Genomic DNA, 15,864 nt, shown 5'->3' with positions numbered 1-15,864 from the left:
CACAGATTCGAGGCTACGGTTAACATTATGCTGAACAAAAATAAATTATTCACACAGCGGGAGGTTAATGTGATCCCGGACGTATCTAAGGCACTTTCCTGGCTGGAAGCGCATCCTGACGCGTTAAAGGGTATCGGCCGTGGTATTGAGCGCGAATCATTACGCGTAAAACCCGATGGTCACCTGGCAACCACAGGACATCCTGAGTCACTCGGTTCGGCGCTTAAGCACGATTGGATCACCACCGATTTTGCCGAAACGCTGATGGAGTTCATCACGCCGGTTGATCAGAGCATCGATCGTTCACTGGCGTTCCTGCGCGATATTCACCGCCATGTGGCGCGTGAGTTGGGCGAAGAGCGCTTGTGGCCTTTCAGCATGCCTGGCTTGATTGATGACGTTGATAGCATTGAGTTGGCGCAATATGGCAACTCCAACATCGGCAAAATGAAAACGTTGTATCGTCAGGGGCTGAAGAATCGCTATAGCGCGCTGATGCAGATTATCTCTGGCGTACACTATAACTTCTCGCTGCCGCTGTCGTTTTGGCAGGAGTGGGCGGATGTAAAAGATGCAGAGAGCGGCAAAGAGACCATCTCTGCCGGCTATTTGCGTTTGATTCGCAACTATTATCGTTTTGGCTGGGTCATTCCGTATCTGTTCGGTGCATCGCCGGCGATCTGCTCCTCTTTCCTGCAAGGGCGCGAGAGCAATCTACCGTTTGAGACTGACGGCAAGGGCACGCTGTGGCTGCCACATGCGACCTCACTGCGCCTGAGCGACCTCGGTTACACCAACAAATCGCAGAGCGGGTTGGGTATCACTTTTAACTCGCTGGAAGGTTACGTTGCAGCACTGAAAGCCGCGATCAAGACGCCGTCGGAAGAGTATGCCGAAATGGGCACCAAAGATGCCGATGGCAACTGGCTACAGCTGAACACCAACGTGCTGCAGATTGAAAACGAGCTGTATGCGCCCATTCGGCCGAAACGCGTTACGCGTTCAGGCGAAGCGCCATCTGATGCGCTGCTACGCGGCGGTATTGAATACATTGAAGTGCGTTCGCTGGATATCAACCCATTCTCCGCCATCGGCGTAGATGCCGACCAGGCACGCTTCCTCGACCTGTTCCTGATTTGGTGTACGCTGGCAGATGCGCCGGAAATGAGCGCCGATGAATTGCTGTGTACACGTAAGAACTGGAACCGCGTGGTAATGGAAGGGCGTAAGCCCGGCCAGGTCATCGCTGTCGGCTGTAGCGAAACTGAACATACGTTGGTAGAAGTGGGTAAAGCGCTGTTTGCCGATCTCCGTCGCGTGGCGGAAGTGCTCGACAGCAATCACGGCAACACGCAATATCAGCAGGTTTGCGATCAACTGGTGGCATCTTTCGACGATCCTGAGCTAACCTATTCGGCGCGCATTCTTCATGCGATCAAAGAAAACGGGTTAACTGGCGCTGGCGTGGCCCTGGCAGAGCAATATCGTCATCTGTTGTGCGAAGAGTCGTTAGAGATTCTGACTGAGGATGATTTTAGTCGTCAGGCGCGGGAGTCGGTTCAGGCGCAAGAGAAGCTGGAACAGAGCGATACGCTGGATTTCGAAAGCTACCTTGCGGGTCGCGAAGGCTAGAAAAGAAAATGGCCACATCAATGTGGCCAAAATAAACATCTCTGTTGTCAGGGATGATGATAACAAATGCGCGTCTTTCATATATTCAGACGTTGGACGAACAGAAAAGTTTCATCGTTTTAAAAAAAATTCCAAAACAGGAGGTGACGTATGCCACTACTGGATAGTTTTACTGTTGATCACACCATCATGGGCGCACCTGCAGTACGCGTAGCAAAAACCATGAAAACTCCGCATGGCGATACCATCACCGTTTTCGACCTGCGTTTTTGCCGTCCGAATATTGAGATTCTGACTGAGCGTGGCATTCATACGCTGGAGCACCTGTTTGCCGGCTTCATGCGTAATCACCTGAATGGCGATGGCGTAGAAATCGTCGACATCTCACCGATGGGTTGCCGCACCGGCTTCTACATGAGTTTGATCGGTACGCCTGACGAGCAACGTGTGGCGAAAGCGTGGAAAGGCGCGATGGAAGATGTCCTGAAAGTAAAAGAACAGGGCCAGATTCCAGAGCTGAACGAATATCAGTGCGGTAGCTACAAGCTGCACTCACTGGATGAAGCGCAGCAGATCGCGCGCAACGTGCTGGCTCACGACATCGGCGTGAACCGCAACGAAGATTTGAAGCTGCCAGCTGAAAAGCTGAAAGAGCTGCATATCTAGTTGAGACACAATGAAAAACGCCGCGATTATCGCGGCGTTTTTGTTTGCAAGCGTCAGGAGCCGATGGAGGATTTCAGTGCATGATGCGGCGTGATGCGCACCTGCTTCACCATATTGTCCTGTACATCGAGAATATCGATATCGTAGGCACCAATCGTGACGCGGGTATCGACCAGCGGAATCTCTTCCAGCGCTTCCAGCAGCATGCCGTTAACGGTGCGCGCATCATCTTCCGGCAGCGTCCAGTTAAAGGCTTTATTGATTTCACGCACATTGGCGCTGCCTTCGATCAAGACTGAACCGTCATTCTGCGGCATCACTTCTTCGGCCAGCGACGGGGACATTGAGGTGGTAAAATCGCCAACGATCTCTTCCAGAATGTCCTCGATTGTCACTAATCCTTTGATATCGCCATATTCATCAACCACCATGCCGACTTTCTTTTTATTACGCTGAAATTTAACCAGTTGCACGTTGAGCGGCGTGCCTTCAGGAACATAGTAAATTTCATCAGCGGCACGCAACAAACGATCTTTATTGAACTCCTTCTTCTCGGTCATCATGCGCCACGCTTCACGCACGCGCAGCATACCGACACAGTCATCCAGCGAATCGCGGAACAGCACGATGCGCCCGTGCGGCGAATGGCTGAGCTGGCGTTCAATCGATTTCCAGTCGTCGTTAACGTTAATGCCGACGATTTCATTGCGCGGCACCATAATGTCGTCCACGCTGACTTTTTCCAGATCGAGCACCGAGAGAAGCATGTCCTGATTGCGCCGCGACATCAGTGAACGTGATTCATGCACAATGGTGCGCAGCTCTTCTTTACTCAATGCCGAGCTGATTGAACCATCGGTTTTAATGCCGACCATGCGCATCAACATGCGCGTAATGGTGTTCAGTAGCCACACCAGCGGCAACATCACATATTGCAGCGGAGCCAGTAACACGCTGCTGGGATAAGCCACCTTCTCGGGATAGAGCGCTGCGACCGTTTTCGGTAGTACTTCAGCAAATACCAGCACCACAAACGTCAGAATACCGGTGGCAATGGCGACGCCAGCATCGCCATACAGGCGCATACCAACAATAGTGCCGAGCGCGGAAGCGAGAATATTAACGAGGTTGTTGCCGATTAACACCAGGCTGATTAAGCGATCGGGGCGACGCAACAGTTTTTCTACGCGCCGCGCGCCGCGATTACCGCTTTTGGCTTTATGGCGCAGTTTGTAACGATTGAGCGTCATCATGCCGGTCTCTGAACCGGAGAAATACGCAGAGACCAGCACCATGATGACCAGCGTAATGATCAACGTGGTGGTTGAAACGTGTTCCAACACAAAATCCTTAGTGAGAGGTGAGCAGGTGCTGAAGCACGCGACTGCCGAAGTAAGCCATCGTTAGCAGCAAGGCGCCGCCACAGTTAAACCACACGACGCGGCGTCCGCGCCAGCCTTCACGATAGTGTCCCCACAGCAAAACGATATAAACAAACCAGGCAATGATGGAGAGAACCGCTTTGTCTAAATTCTCAGCACTAAACAGGTTGTGCATGAAGAGCAATCCAGTGCACAGCACCAGCGTCAGCAGCACCACACCGATTTGCGTGATGTGAAACATTTTGCGCTCGATGCTGAGCAGCGGCGGCATATCCTGAGTAAAAGCCAGTTTCTTGTTTTTTAACTGGTAATCAATCCACGCCAGCTGCAGCGCATACAGTGCCGCGATAATCAGTGTGGCATAGGCAAACAGCGACAGGCCGATGTGCACCATCATGCCCGGCGTGGTTTCCAGATGCGTAATAAAGGCATTTGGCACAAAGGTGGCAAAGGCCAAATTTATCAACGCAAAACTGTAAACAATCGGTAGCAGTAGCCAGCCACGATTGCGCGAAGCGACAATCGTCATAATGGCGCAGATCAGCAGGCTAACCAGCGAGCCGATATTCAGCAGGCTGAGATTTTGCCCGTTATCAACAGCGAAAATACGCTGCTGCAGAGCGATGGCGTGCGCAATCAGCGCCACGCAGGCGGAAAGCACAGCAAAACGACGCCAGCCACCGTTGCGTTTAAGCAGGCTGGGAATGATCAATGCAAGACTGAGGGAGTAGGCGAACAGCGCCACGATCGCGAAAACGAACATAGATCCTTTCAGGTATCGGTCAGATAAGGAAAAAAGCAGTATAGCGCCAGCAGCAGCAGGCTCCAAACGATCTGACGGTCAATTGCAGAGATCGCTTCTTCTTCGTGTTATAATCCGCCGCATTGTGTCGCCTATGGCGGCCTCGCTACGGTTCTAAGTGAGAGAGCATGTTTGATAATTTAACCGATCGTTTGTCGCAAACTCTGCGCAATATCAGCGGCCGCGGAAGGCTGACCGAAGACAACATCAAAGATACGCTGCGTGAAGTGCGTATGGCGCTGCTGGAAGCCGACGTGGCGCTACCGGTGGTGCGTGAATTTATTAATCGCGTGAAAGAAGCCGCCGTTGGTCACGATGTGAACAAAAGCCTGACGCCAGGCCAGGAGTTCATCAAAATCGTGCGCAACGAACTGGTTGCAGCGATGGGCGCCGAAAATAATGCGCTCAATCTGAATGCTCAGCCGCCAGCCGTGGTGCTGATGGCGGGTTTGCAAGGTGCCGGTAAAACCACCAGCGTGGCGAAACTGGGTAAATTCTTGCGCGAGAAGCATAAGAAGAAAGTTCTGGTTGTTTCTGCTGACGTTTATCGCCCTGCGGCGATCAAACAGCTGGAAACCCTGGCTGAGCAAGTCGGCGTTGATTTCTGTCCGTCCGATCTGAGCCAAAAGCCGGTCGATATTGTTCAAAACGCGCTGAAACAAGCCAAAGTGCAATTCTACGATGTGCTGTTGGTGGATACCGCCGGCCGTTTACACGTCGATGAAGCGATGATGGACGAAATCAAACAGGTACACGCCGCGATTAATCCGGTGGAAACGCTGTTTGTGGTCGATGCCATGACGGGTCAGGATGCCGCTAATACCGCGAAGGCCTTCAACGAAGCGCTGCCGCTGACCGGCGTGATCCTGACCAAAGTCGACGGTGATGCGCGTGGTGGTGCGGCACTGTCGATTCGTCATATTACCGGCAAGCCCATCAAATTTATGGGGATGGGCGAGAAGACCGAAGCGCTGGAAGCTTTCTATCCAGAGCGTATCGCATCGCGCATTCTTGGCATGGGCGATGTTCTGTCGCTGATCGAAGATATCGAGAGCAAAGTTGACCGCGATCAGGCGGAGAAACTGGCGAAGAAACTGAAAACCGGCGACGGTTTCGACCTCAACGACTTCCTTGAGCAGTTGAAGCAGATGCGCAACATGGGCGGCATGGCGAGCCTGATGGGCAAACTGCCGGGCATGGGGCAACTGCCCGACAACGTGAAATCGCAGATGGATGACAAAGTGCTGGTTCGTATGGAAGCCATCATCAACTCGATGACGCGTAAAGAGCGTGAGAAGCCAGAGATTATCAAGGGTTCGCGCAAACGTCGTATTGCGCTGGGCTCAGGCATGCAGGTGCAAGACGTTAATCGACTGTTGAAACAGTTCGATGATATGCAGCGCATGATGAAGAAAATGAAGAAAGGTGGCATGGCCAAAATGATGCGTGGCATGAAAGGCATGATGCCACCTGGATTCCCTGGTCGCTAAGGCGGCCGTCAAAAAGCCGGAAATTTGGCACGCTTAGGTTGCTTTTTGCGCCAAAATGAGTAAAATTTTCGGGCTTTTTATATCGCGCTCGGGCCCCGTTCCTCGATGGGGCCCGAGCGCTTTATTAACTAATGAGGATGTTATGGTAACAATTCGTTTGGCACGTCACGGCGCTAAAAAGCGTCCGTTCTATCAGGTCGTCGTAACTGACAGCCGCAATGCTCGTAACGGTCGTTTCATCGAGCGCGTAGGTTTCTTCAACCCGATCGCTTCTGGTCAGGCTGAAGGTCTGCGTCTGGATCTGGACCGTATTGAGCACTGGGTTGGCCAGGGCGCAACGCTTTCTGATCGCGTTAACGCGCTGATCAAAGAAGCAAAGAAAGCAGCTTAATCTGTCACGGTGGTGAGCATGAGCATTAAACCTGCCGGGCAGCCTCCCGTTAACCCGATTGTATTGGGAAAAATGGGCGCGGCTTACGGAATTCGGGGTTGGCTCAAAGTGTTTTCCTCCACTGAAGACGCTGAAAGCATCTTCGACTACCAACCTTGGTTCATCCAGCGCGCCGGTAAATGGCAGCAGGTCGAACTCGAGGGCTGGAAGCACCACAATCAGGACCTGATCATCAAAGTCAAAGGCATTGACGATCGGGACGCTGCGGCACAGTTAACCAATTGCGAAATTACGGTTGACTCCACGCAGCTGCCAGCGCTGGAAGCAGGCGATTACTACTGGAAAGACCTTATGGGGATGAAAGTAGTGAACCTCGAAGGCTACGAAATGGGCAAAGTCATTGATTTGATGGAAACCGGCTCGAACGACGTGCTCGTCGTTAAGGCAAACCTGAAGGATGCATTCGGTGCGCAAGAGCGGTTAATTCCGTTTCTTGATGAACAGGTTATCAAGAAAGTCGATCTCTCTACTGGCCTTATTGAAGTAGATTGGGATCCTGGTTTTTGATCTCCGGACAATCCGGTAACGTAACGGCGAACGCGATGTGGATTGGTGTTATTAGCCTGTTTCCAGAGATGTTTCGCGCTATTACCGAGTACGGGGTAACTGGCCGGGCAGTAAAAAATGGCCTGCTCGACATTCAAAGCTGGAGTCCTCGTGACTTCACGCATGACCGGCACCGTACCGTGGACGATCGTCCTTACGGCGGCGGACCGGGAATGTTGATGATGGTGCAACCCTTACGGGACGCCATCTCCGCAGCGAAAGCGGCGGCGGGAGAAGGCGCTAAGGTGATTTATCTTTCACCTCAGGGACGCAAACTAGACCAACAGGGCGTTTGCGAACTAGCAACCAATCAGAAGTTGATTCTGGTTTGTGGTCGCTATGAAGGGATAGATGAGCGCGTAATTCACACTGAGATTGATGAAGAATGGTCAATCGGTGATTACGTTCTCAGTGGCGGTGAGCTGCCAGCCATGACGTTGATTGACTCGGTCGCCCGGTTTATTCCAGGCGTATTGGGTAAACAGGCGTCAGCCGATGAGGATTCGTTCTCGGATGGTTTGCTGGATTGCCCGCACTACACCCGACCTGAAGTGTTAGAAGGGATGGAAGTTCCGCCAGTTCTGCTGTCGGGCAACCATGCCGAGATTCGCCGCTGGCGCCTGAAACAGTCGTTAGGCCGTACCTGGCTAAGAAGACCTGAACTTCTGGAAAACCTGGCTCTGACTGAAGAGCAAGCACGGTTGCTAAATGAGTTCCAACGGGAACATCAGCAGCAACAAAACGATGAGGCGGGAGAGTAATCTTCCCTCACTATCAGTTTACCCAGGATAAGAGATTTAATTATGAGCAACATTATCAAGCAACTTGAACAAGAGCAGATGAAGCAGGACGTACCTTCATTCCGTCCGGGTGATTCCGTGGAAGTGAAAGTATGGGTCGTAGAAGGTTCTAAGAAGCGTCTGCAGGCATTCGAGGGCGTGGTTATCGCTATTCGTAACCGCGGTCTGCATTCTGCATTCACTGTTCGTAAGATTTCTAACGGCGAAGGTGTTGAGCGTGTCTTCCAGACTCACTCTCCAGTAATTGACAGCATTGCTGTTAAACGTCGTGGTGCTGTGCGTAAAGCCAAACTGTATTACCTGCGTGAGCGTACCGGTAAGTCAGCTCGTATCAAAGAGCGTCTTGGCGCGTAAGCGACTTCTCAAAGTTAATAGCAAAAAGGGGTTGGCCATTTGGCCAGCCCCTTTTTTTATGGATGCTGCAAATGATAGATCGCGGTGTTTACCGCTCCGCTCTCCAATACGATGAGTCCATAACGATAATCAACCAATGTGAAGCCGCTGCGTAAGGCAACCGCACGGCTGGCGTAATTCTCTTCTGCTGCCAGAATTTCCAGCTGGTTAATGTGTGGATAATTGAAGCCAAATTCGACCAACTGCGCGACTGCGCGCGTCGCCACGCCCTGGCGCTGCGTATCGCTGCGTACCCAATACCCTAACGCACTCCATTCGTCGGCTTGCTTTGCAAAGCGAATACCCGCACCGCCCAATAGTCGATCGTTACCATCAACAATGGCGAACTCTTCCGCCTCACCGTTACTGCGTTGTATACGTGTGAAATCGATCCAGCGGGCTGCTTCATCAGGATGATAGTTCTCATGTGCCCAAGGCAACCAGGGTTGTAGGCTGCTCACTGATTCATTTACGGCTTGGGTAAAAGCATCTACATCCTGCAATGTAAAAGGACGCAGTGTTATAAGTGGAATAGGCATCGCACGATCCCTGAAAAATAATGAATAACAGAATGTTAGCTGGACTGAGGGCAAAAATCATTAGCGAGATGCGATGGGGTGTAATCATTAGTTTACATTTTGCTGTGGTGGTGTATTTTGTTAACATCATGATATTAATCAATATTATATTATATTAAGTGCCTTTTTATTCTTATGGTAACAAAAGTGTACATATGTGGATTGCAAGCTGTACAGGGTGTGATAAAGTAAGCGTCATCCTCAGTGAGGATCCCAAACCGCATATACGAGTAAAAAGGATCGCAATCATGCAAAAAGACGCGCTGAACAATGTGCATATCGCCGACGAACAGATTTTAATTACCCCGCAAGAGCTGAAGGCCAAATTCCCGCTCACTGCGGCGCAAGAAGCGCAAATTGCGTCTTCTCGCCAAACCATTGCCGACATTATTGCGGGCCGCGATCCGCGCCTGTTGGTGGTTTGTGGCCCTTGTTCGATTCACGATACCGAAGCCGCACTTGCCTATGCCCGTCAGTTGCAATCACTCTCTGCACAGTTGAAGGATCAGCTGTACATCGTTATGCGCGTTTATTTTGAAAAACCTCGAACCACCGTCGGCTGGAAGGGGTTAATCAATGATCCTTACATGAATAATTCATTTGATATGGAAGCTGGGCTACATATCGCGCGTCAGCTGCTGGTTAATCTTGTTGAGATGGGTTTACCGCTGGCGACCGAAGCGTTGGATCCTAACAGTCCACAATACCTGGGCGATCTGTTTAGCTGGTCTGCGATCGGTGCACGTACTACTGAATCACAAACTCACCGTGAAATGGCATCGGGTCTTTCAATGCCGGTTGGCTTTAAAAATGGCACCGATGGCAGCCTCGGCACCGCCATCAATGCTATGCGCGCCGCCGCAATGCCACATCGCTTTGTTGGCATCAATCAGGCCGGTCAGGTTTGTCTGTTGCAAACGCAGGGCAACCCAGATGGACATGTGATTTTACGCGGTGGAAAAGCACCCAACTATGGTCCTGAAGATGTCGCGCAGTGTGAAAAAGAGATGCTGAAAGCGGGACTGCGCCCGGCCTTAATGATAGATTGCAGCCATGGTAATTCTAACAAAGACTATCGCCGCCAGCCTGGCGTAGCCGAATCGGCTATCGCGCAGATTAAAGATGGAAACCGTTCCATCATTGGCCTGATGTTGGAAAGCAACATTCATGAAGGCAACCAGTCTTCTGAACAGCCACGCAGCGAAATGAAATATGGTGTATCCGTTACTGATGCCTGTATTGACTGGGAAACTACAGAAACTTTGCTGCGTGAAATCCATCAGGATCTGCAGGGAGTGCTGTCGGCGCGTCTGTCACACGAGGTGTAATGAGTCATGGTGGCTGAACTGACCGCGCTACGCGATCAAATAGATGAAGTAGATAAAGCCCTGCTTGGGTTACTGGCAAAACGACTTGAGCTAGTGGCCGAAGTGGGTGAAGTTAAAAGCCGCTACGGTTTACCCATTTACGTACCTGAGCGTGAGGCCAGCATGTTGGCTTCACGTCGCCAGGAAGCTGAAGCCATTGGCGTGTCGCCAGACTTGATTGAAGATGTATTGCGTCGCTTGATGCGTGAATCTTATGCGCATGAAAATGACAAAGGCTTCAAAACGCTTTGTCCGACGCTGCGTCCGGTGGTGATTGTAGGTGGTCGTGGCCAGATGGGGCGTCTGTTTGAAAAGATGCTTACGCTTTCTGGTTATCAGGTGCGGATTCTGGATAAAGGCGATTGGGATCGCTCAGACGAACTGTTGAAAGATGCGGGCATGGTGATCATCAGTGTGCCAATCCATCTGACAGAGCAAATTATCGGTGAGTTACCTAAGTTGCCAGAGGATTGCATTCTGGTCGATTTGGCCTCGGTGAAGAATCGCCCCCTGCAGGCGATGTTAGCCGCGCACACCGGACCGGTTCTGGGCTTGCACCCGATGTTTGGTCCGGATAGCGGCAGCCTGGCTAAGCAGGTTGTAGTTTGGTGTGATGGCCGTCAGCCGGAAGCTTATCAATGGTTTCTCGAGCAGATTCAGGTCTGGGGCGCGCGTCTGCATCGTATCAGTGCCGTTGAGCACGACCAGAATATGGCATTTATTCAGGCACTGCGTCACTTTGCGACTTTCGCTTACGGACTGCACTTGGCGGAAGAGAACGTCAATCTGGATCAGCTGCTGGCGTTATCTTCACCAATTTACCGCCTTGAACTGGCAATGGTTGGGCGCCTGTTCGCGCAGGATCCACAACTTTACGCGGACATCATCATGTCCTCAGAGAGTAATCTGGCGCTGATCAAACGTTACTACCAGCGATTTGGCGATGCGATCAAACTGCTCGAGCAGGGCGATAAGCAAGCCTTCATCGATAGCTTCGAACGCGTCGAACATTGGTTTGGTGATTACGCTAAGCGCTTCCTGGTAGAAAGCAGAAGCATGCTGCGATCGGCGAACGACAGCCGGCAATAGAACAAAAGGCATCCCTGAGGATGCCTTTTTGCTTAGAGGCGTGGCTCTACCGGCACCACATTCTCGCCGGGATAGCAGCCAAGAACTTTTAATGAACGGGTTAAGCCGCTCAACTCCGTTAATGCCAGTTGCATGCTCTCTGATTGCAGATTGCCTTGCACATCAATATAAAACATCTCTTCCCATGGATTGCCGTTGATTGGACGGTTTTCCAATTTACTCATGATGAGACCGTGGTTACGTAATACCATCAGCGCCTCAACCAATGCGCCAGCTTGTTGGCCAGTCGCCATAATCAGAGTCGTTTTCGCCGGAACCTGGCTGGAAACCTCAATCGCTTTACGGGCCAGCACAATGAAGCGCGTATGGTTCTGTTGTTGATTGGCCAGATTACGTTCTAGCACTTGCAATCCATACAGCTCACCGCCTGCTTCGCTACCCAATGCGGCAACCTTTGGTGAATTCATCGCTGCTACCTTTTCCATCGCCGCGGCGGTACTTTCTGTGTACTCAATTTTCCACTGCGGGAAGCGATTAATGAACTGGCTGCACTGCTGGAAGGGTTGTGGATGGCTATAGACCGTGTCGATTTGCTGTAGGTCGGTGCTGCCGTTTACCAGTACACAGTGCTCAATCGGAATGGTCAGTTCACCCACAATCGATAGCGTGGTTTGCTGAAGCAGATCGTAAACGTCATTGATCGAACCCGAGCTGGTATTTTCAATGGGCATTACTGCGTAATCCGCTTGGCCGCTCTCAACCTGATGAATGATGTCATGGAATTTCAAACAGCCTAACTCAACCATCGAATCAAAATGTCGGGTAGCATATTTACGCGCCGCGAGGTGTGAATAAGAACCTTTCGGTCCAAGGAATGCAATGCGTGGTGCATGTGCATGCGGATGGTTGAGGTTTTTTTGCAATAGTGCTTGCTGGGTAAGAACCGAATCTTCAATCACCAACTGGAATAAACGCGTGATGTAGTGCGCATCTAGCTGATGCCTTTTACCCAGAGAAATGAGATTTTCCAGCAGAGCACGTTCGCGCTCAACGTCGCGGATCGGACGATGCGTTGCCAGTTTTGCCTGAGCAACTTCAACGGCCAGTGTGCGACGCTCTGATAAAAGCGCTAAGAGTTTTTCATCAACGGCGCTGATCCTATCGCGTAAGGCCAGCAGCGGATTTTCGGGATTCATAGGGCTCACCTGTAAAATGTCCAATAAAAAAGCCTCCCATTTGGGAGGCTTTGTTGTTCGTCTTCGCATTCATTTTCACATGACGAATCGCCTCCCAATCAGGGGAAGGTAAAAAAGAATGCGAAGAAGAACGGTAGATGTTTCATGGTTGGTTCCATAAATGAAGTGGCTTGAGAGTAACCGCAGTGATTTAAAGCTGTCAATAAAAAACGCGCCCGGAGGCGCGTTACTAAAGATGTATGTTTATTCCGTAGGCATGAAATCTTTAACACTACTGTTGGCGCGACGGGCTTCGGGTTTATGTTGCGCTTTATTGAGTTGTCGCTCCAACTTGGCAATCAAGTCATTGATGGCCGTATACATATCATCATGTTTCGCGCTGGCAACCAGCGTTCCGTTAGGCGTATTAATGGTGGCGTCTGCCACAAATTCCTTCGGCTCTTTCGATAACACAATGTGAGGGTTTATCAGATGTGTTTGCCATTTTTCCAGCTTGGCGAGGCGCTCTTCAACGTGGTTACGGATGGCCTCGGTGATTTCCATTTGTTTGCTGGTAATGTTCAGAATCATAGTTAAACCTCTCTGTCATTTCCGTCTGGGTAGGACCAGCATACCGCGGATATCAAGAAAATGTGTGATCTAGATCACATTGAAATGTCACTTTTTGTCAATGCCGCTTAATTGTGAGAAAGGCTGGGAAAGTGGTGCGAAACTCTTGAAGACGAGAGAGGAAGGGCGCATGATTGATGGGATAATAATGATGATAAATCAGTAAAATTACTGAGTTACCCACAAAGTGACATAAAAAAAGCAGCCATATAGGCTGCTTTTTTGTGGATGTAATAATCAGGACTGATTATTCGCCGCAATGATTTTTGCCACTTTGTCGGCTTCAGCCGTCAATTGCAGCTGGCGGTAAGCATTTTCCATCAACGGCAACGCTTCATGAGTCGCCTCAGTATCCGGATAATCCTTCATCATCGTTTCCACGCGGTTAACAACAGCGACATAAGCACCGCGCTTGGTATAGAATTGCGCCACCGAGAGTTCATACTTCGCCAGGCGCTCTTTCAAGAATGCTAAACGTTTCTGTGCATCCGCAGCATATTGGCTGTTTGGATAACTGCGCAGTAACTGCGAGAAGTCACGGAAAGCATCACGAGCGTGCGTCGGATCACGATCGGAACGATCGATACCGAAGAAGCCCTGCAATGCAGAGTCATCCAGCGCCATATCCGTCAGACCTTTCATATAGATGACATAGTCGATATTCGGATGGGTTGGATTCAGACGCATAAAGCGAGATATAGCGGCTTGCGCTAGTGGCAGATCGGCATTTTTGTAATACGCGTAGATCAAATCCAGCTGTACTTGCTGTGAGTAAGGACCAAATGGATAGCGGTTATCCAGTGCTTCCAGTTGCTTAATCGCCGCTTTAAAGTTACCGTCCTGCAGCTTTTGCTGGGCCGTGGCGTAAATTTCAGACGGCGGGCTGTCCGGGACTGGATCCGATGAGCCGGAACAACCCACAAGCGCCAGGCTCAGGCTCAGTGTGGCAGCAGCCACCAGATGTTTCATACGCGTCATGACGAAATGATTATCCTCAAAGTGTTGTAGCAGAAGCTGTCCGTATAGCTCCCAGTTATGACCAGGTACGATAGCACATTATATTAAACGGCATCGCCGTGAAAACCCAACGTTAACGAAGAAGCTGTATATGGCACAACAAGTTCAACTCACCGCAACGGTGTCCGAAGCACAGCTTGGACAACGCTTAGATCAGACTTTGGCAGAATTGTTCCCTGATTATTCACGTTCTCGCATAAAAGAATGGATTCTTGAGCGCCGAGTCAGCGTCAACGGCACTATCATCGATAAACCAAAAGAAAAAGTTTTTGGCGGTGAGCATGTTTCGATTGATGCTGAGATCGAAGAAGAGCAACGCTGGGAAGCGCAAAACATCCCACTCAACATTGTTTATGAAGATGACGACATTCTGGTAATCAACAAACCCCGTGGTTTAGTGGTACATCCAGGCGCAGGGAATCCGGATGGCACAGTGCTTAACGCACTGCTCTATCACTATCCACCGATTTCTGACGTACCTCGCGCAGGCATTGTTCATCGTCTGGATAAAGACACCACCGGCTTGATGGTGGTAGCGAAAACCGTTCCTGCACAAACGCACTTGGTTGAATCGCTGCAGCTGCGTGAAATTACGCGTGAATATGAAGCGGTCGCCATCGGCACCATGACTGCGGGTGGTACTGTGGATCAGCCAATGGCGCGCCACTCAACCAAACGCACGCATATGGCGGTACATCCGATGGGTAAACCGGCGACTACGCATTACCGCATCATGGAGCACTTCCGTGCACATACGCGTTTGCGTTTACGTCTTGAAACGGGTCGTACGCATCAGATTCGTGTGCATATGGCCCATATCAATCATCCGCTGGTGGGCGATCCGCTGTACGGTGGCCGTCCACGTCCGCCAAAAGGGGCATCTGAAGCTTTCATCACAACACTCCGTGGTTTTGATCGCCAGGCGCTGCATGCCACGATGTTACGTCTCTATCATCCGATTACCGGTATCGAGATGGAATGGCATGCGCCATTGCCGCAGGATATGGTCGATTTAATTGATGCACTGAAAGCCGATACTCATGAATTCCGCGATCAGATGGACTGGCTATGAGTGAATGGATCATCCCGGATTGGCCTGCGCCGCAGCATGTTCGGGCATGTTCCACCACGCGTCACGGCGGCGTTAGCGCTGCCCCTTGGGATTCGCTGAATCTTGGTGGGCATGTTGGCGACGCTGAGTCGCATGTTGCTCAAAATCGTCAACGCTTAATTGAGCAGCTGGCATTACCTAAGATGCCGCAATGGCTCGATCAGGTTCATGGTCAAATCGTTGCGCGCTTACCTGCCACTGAACCGCTGCCATGCGCTGATGCCGCAATCACGCGTGAAAGCGGGGTGGTTTGCGCAGTGATGACGGCGGATTGTTTGCCGGTGCTGTTTTGTAGCAAAGATGGCAGTGAAGTCGCAGCTGCGCATGCTGGATGGCGTGGACTCTGCAATGGCGTACTGGAACAGACGTTGTCACAGTTTCACTGTCCGGCGAACGACATCCATGCATGGCTTGGCCCGGCAATCGGTCCGCAAGCATTTGAAGTTGGACCGGAAGTCAGATCGGCATTCATGGCACATGATTTACAAGCGGAACAGGCTTTTCGCCCGGTTGGTAGCAAATACTTTGCCGATATTTGGCTGCTGGCTCGCCAGCGCCTGCAGGCTGCCGGAGTGCATTCCATCAGCGGTACAATGCGTTGTACCTTCCATGAACGCGATGATTTTTTCTCCTTCCGGCGCGATGGTGTTACCGGGCGTATGGCAACTTTGATTTGGCTGAGATAGTCTTACGCCACAAGACGGTCCAGTTAGCGTATTTTTTGCTCACAACTCA

18 protein-coding genes and 1 other annotated feature are annotated in these 15,864 nt (G+C 51.0%); of the genes, 11 read left to right on the top strand and 7 right to left on the bottom strand.

Going from position 1 to position 15,864, the window contains the following annotated elements:
• Positions 1-27: 27 nt before the first annotated feature.
• Positions 28-1,632, top strand: a complete 1,605-nt coding sequence (gshA, locus tag AC6I8K_RS14510) for a glutamate--cysteine ligase (RefSeq protein WP_483816012.1) — start codon at positions 28-30, stop codon at positions 1,630-1,632.
• Between the two features lie 150 nt (positions 1,633-1,782).
• Positions 1,783-2,298: an S-ribosylhomocysteine lyase gene (gene luxS, locus AC6I8K_RS14505; protein WP_007893307.1), complete on the top strand. Its 516-nt coding sequence runs from the start codon at positions 1,783-1,785 to the stop codon at positions 2,296-2,298.
• Positions 2,299-2,351: 53 nt separating this feature from the next.
• On the opposite strand, the gene AC6I8K_RS14500 is transcribed toward luxS, so the two are convergent.
• Together AC6I8K_RS14500 and AC6I8K_RS14495 are read right to left on the bottom strand one after the other, a co-directional pair.
• The gene (locus AC6I8K_RS14500; RefSeq protein ID WP_064737994.1) at positions 2,352-3,638 is read right to left on the bottom strand and encodes an HlyC/CorC family transporter; all 1,287 of its coding nucleotides are present in this window, start codon (positions 3,636-3,638) and stop codon (positions 2,352-2,354) included.
• A gap of 10 nt (positions 3,639-3,648) precedes the next feature.
• Positions 3,649-4,443: a cytochrome C assembly family protein gene (locus tag AC6I8K_RS14495; protein WP_064737993.1), complete on the bottom strand. Its 795-nt coding sequence runs from the start codon at positions 4,441-4,443 to the stop codon at positions 3,649-3,651.
• A gap of 167 nt (positions 4,444-4,610) precedes the next feature.
• Here AC6I8K_RS14495 and ffh point away from each other — a divergent pair, with 167 nt between their 5' ends.
• The 5 genes from ffh (at position 4,611) to rplS (ending at position 8,123) form a co-directional block, all read left to right on the top strand.
• Entirely contained in the window at positions 4,611-5,972 is a 1,362-nt protein-coding gene (gene ffh / locus AC6I8K_RS14490) for a signal recognition particle protein (RefSeq protein ID WP_008108995.1), read from the top strand.
• Positions 5,973-6,114: 142 nt separating this feature from the next.
• Positions 6,115-6,363 carry a 30S ribosomal protein S16 gene (gene rpsP, locus AC6I8K_RS14485; protein WP_007893313.1) on the top strand — a complete coding sequence of 83 codons (249 nt, stop codon included), beginning with the start codon at positions 6,115-6,117 and terminating at the stop codon, positions 6,361-6,363.
• Between the two features lie 18 nt (positions 6,364-6,381).
• Positions 6,382-6,930, top strand: coding sequence for a ribosome maturation factor RimM (gene rimM, locus AC6I8K_RS14480; RefSeq protein WP_008108998.1), 549 nt, complete (start codon positions 6,382-6,384; stop codon positions 6,928-6,930).
• A gap of 35 nt (positions 6,931-6,965) precedes the next feature.
• Complete coding sequence (gene trmD / locus AC6I8K_RS14475) at positions 6,966-7,730, top strand: tRNA (guanosine(37)-N1)-methyltransferase TrmD (protein ID WP_064737992.1); 765 nt, start codon at positions 6,966-6,968, stop codon at positions 7,728-7,730.
• A 42-nt stretch (positions 7,731-7,772) separates the two neighbouring features.
• A complete protein-coding gene (gene rplS / locus AC6I8K_RS14470; RefSeq protein ID WP_007893316.1) occupies positions 7,773-8,123 on the top strand; it encodes a 50S ribosomal protein L19 in 351 nt (116 codons plus the stop codon).
• A 56-nt stretch (positions 8,124-8,179) separates the two neighbouring features.
• On the opposite strand, the gene AC6I8K_RS14465 is transcribed toward rplS, so the two are convergent.
• Positions 8,180-8,701 (bottom strand): GNAT family N-acetyltransferase, encoded by a 522-nt coding sequence (locus AC6I8K_RS14465; protein WP_497826942.1) that lies wholly within the window; start codon positions 8,699-8,701, stop codon positions 8,180-8,182.
• 287 nt (positions 8,702-8,988) lie between these two features.
• On the opposite strand from AC6I8K_RS14465, the gene AC6I8K_RS14460 reads away from it, so the two are divergent.
• Entirely contained in the window at positions 8,989-10,068 is a 1,080-nt protein-coding gene (locus tag AC6I8K_RS14460; protein ID WP_061719955.1) for a 3-deoxy-7-phosphoheptulonate synthase, read from the top strand.
• Between the two features lie 6 nt (positions 10,069-10,074).
• The gene (tyrA, locus tag AC6I8K_RS14455; protein WP_064737990.1) at positions 10,075-11,196 is read left to right on the top strand and encodes a bifunctional chorismate mutase/prephenate dehydrogenase; all 1,122 of its coding nucleotides are present in this window, start codon (positions 10,075-10,077) and stop codon (positions 11,194-11,196) included.
• Positions 11,197-11,228: 32 nt separating this feature from the next.
• Here the strand turns inward: tyrA and pheA are convergent, their stop codons facing one another.
• The 4 genes from pheA to bamD all read right to left on the bottom strand — a co-directional run bounded on the left by pheA (position 11,229) and on the right by bamD (position 13,979).
• Entirely contained in the window at positions 11,229-12,392 is a 1,164-nt protein-coding gene (pheA, locus tag AC6I8K_RS14450; RefSeq protein WP_064737989.1) for a bifunctional chorismate mutase/prephenate dehydratase, read from the bottom strand.
• 22 nt (positions 12,393-12,414) lie between these two features.
• Positions 12,415-12,539, bottom strand: a sequence feature (Phe leader region).
• Entirely contained in the window at positions 12,491-12,538 is a 48-nt protein-coding gene (gene pheL, locus AC6I8K_RS14445) for a pheA operon leader peptide PheL (RefSeq protein ID WP_100703679.1), read from the bottom strand. Its footprint overlaps the feature before it by 48 nt.
• Before the next feature lie 96 nt (positions 12,540-12,635).
• Entirely contained in the window at positions 12,636-12,962 is a 327-nt protein-coding gene (raiA, locus tag AC6I8K_RS14440; RefSeq protein WP_007893325.1) for a ribosome-associated translation inhibitor RaiA, read from the bottom strand.
• Positions 12,963-13,238: 276 nt separating this feature from the next.
• Positions 13,239-13,979, bottom strand: coding sequence for an outer membrane protein assembly factor BamD (gene bamD, locus AC6I8K_RS14435; RefSeq protein ID WP_064737988.1), 741 nt, complete (start codon positions 13,977-13,979; stop codon positions 13,239-13,241).
• A gap of 130 nt (positions 13,980-14,109) precedes the next feature.
• On the opposite strand from bamD, the gene rluD reads away from it, so the two are divergent.
• Entirely contained in the window at positions 14,110-15,090 is a 981-nt protein-coding gene (rluD, locus tag AC6I8K_RS14430; protein WP_064737987.1) for a 23S rRNA pseudouridine(1911/1915/1917) synthase RluD, read from the top strand.
• Entirely contained in the window at positions 15,087-15,815 is a 729-nt protein-coding gene (gene yfiH, locus AC6I8K_RS14425; protein WP_497826941.1) for a purine nucleoside phosphorylase YfiH, read from the top strand. Before rluD ends, yfiH begins: the two co-directional genes overlap by 4 nt.
• The last annotated feature ends 49 nt before the right edge of the window (positions 15,816-15,864 follow it).

This window comes from Pantoea sp. X-Soil-ISGK-421 (assembly GCF_059730785.1).
The sequence above is the reverse complement of the archived record's forward strand: the minus strand, read 5'-3'. Positions and strand labels throughout refer to the sequence as shown.

Bases quoted from the DNA above. Each gene is read 5' to 3' on its own strand.
- pheA (WP_064737989.1), bottom strand. From the start codon at position 12,392: ATGAATCCCGAAAATCCGCTGCTGGCCTTACGCGATAGGATCAGCGCC.
- rpsP (WP_007893313.1), top strand. From the start codon at position 6,115: ATGGTAACAATTCGTTTGGCACGTCACGGCGCTAAAAAGCGTCCGTTC.
- trmD (WP_064737992.1), top strand. From the start codon at position 6,966: ATGTGGATTGGTGTTATTAGCCTGTTTCCAGAGATGTTTCGCGCTATT.
- AC6I8K_RS14465 (WP_497826942.1), bottom strand. From the start codon at position 8,701: ATGCCTATTCCACTTATAACACTGCGTCCTTTTACATTGCAGGATGTA.
- rimM (WP_008108998.1), top strand. From the start codon at position 6,382: ATGAGCATTAAACCTGCCGGGCAGCCTCCCGTTAACCCGATTGTATTG.
- AC6I8K_RS14460 (WP_061719955.1), top strand. From the start codon at position 8,989: ATGCAAAAAGACGCGCTGAACAATGTGCATATCGCCGACGAACAGATT.
- AC6I8K_RS14495 (WP_064737993.1), bottom strand. From the start codon at position 4,443: ATGTTCGTTTTCGCGATCGTGGCGCTGTTCGCCTACTCCCTCAGTCTT.
- yfiH (WP_497826941.1), top strand. From the start codon at position 15,087: ATGAGTGAATGGATCATCCCGGATTGGCCTGCGCCGCAGCATGTTCGG.
- raiA (WP_007893325.1), bottom strand. From the start codon at position 12,962: ATGATTCTGAACATTACCAGCAAACAAATGGAAATCACCGAGGCCATC.
- ffh (WP_008108995.1), top strand. From the start codon at position 4,611: ATGTTTGATAATTTAACCGATCGTTTGTCGCAAACTCTGCGCAATATC.
- rluD (WP_064737987.1), top strand. From the start codon at position 14,110: ATGGCACAACAAGTTCAACTCACCGCAACGGTGTCCGAAGCACAGCTT.
- luxS (WP_007893307.1), top strand. From the start codon at position 1,783: ATGCCACTACTGGATAGTTTTACTGTTGATCACACCATCATGGGCGCA.
- gshA (WP_483816012.1), top strand. From the start codon at position 28: ATGCTGAACAAAAATAAATTATTCACACAGCGGGAGGTTAATGTGATC.
- bamD (WP_064737988.1), bottom strand. From the start codon at position 13,979: ATGACGCGTATGAAACATCTGGTGGCTGCTGCCACACTGAGCCTGAGC.
- tyrA (WP_064737990.1), top strand. From the start codon at position 10,075: ATGGTGGCTGAACTGACCGCGCTACGCGATCAAATAGATGAAGTAGAT.
- rplS (WP_007893316.1), top strand. From the start codon at position 7,773: ATGAGCAACATTATCAAGCAACTTGAACAAGAGCAGATGAAGCAGGAC.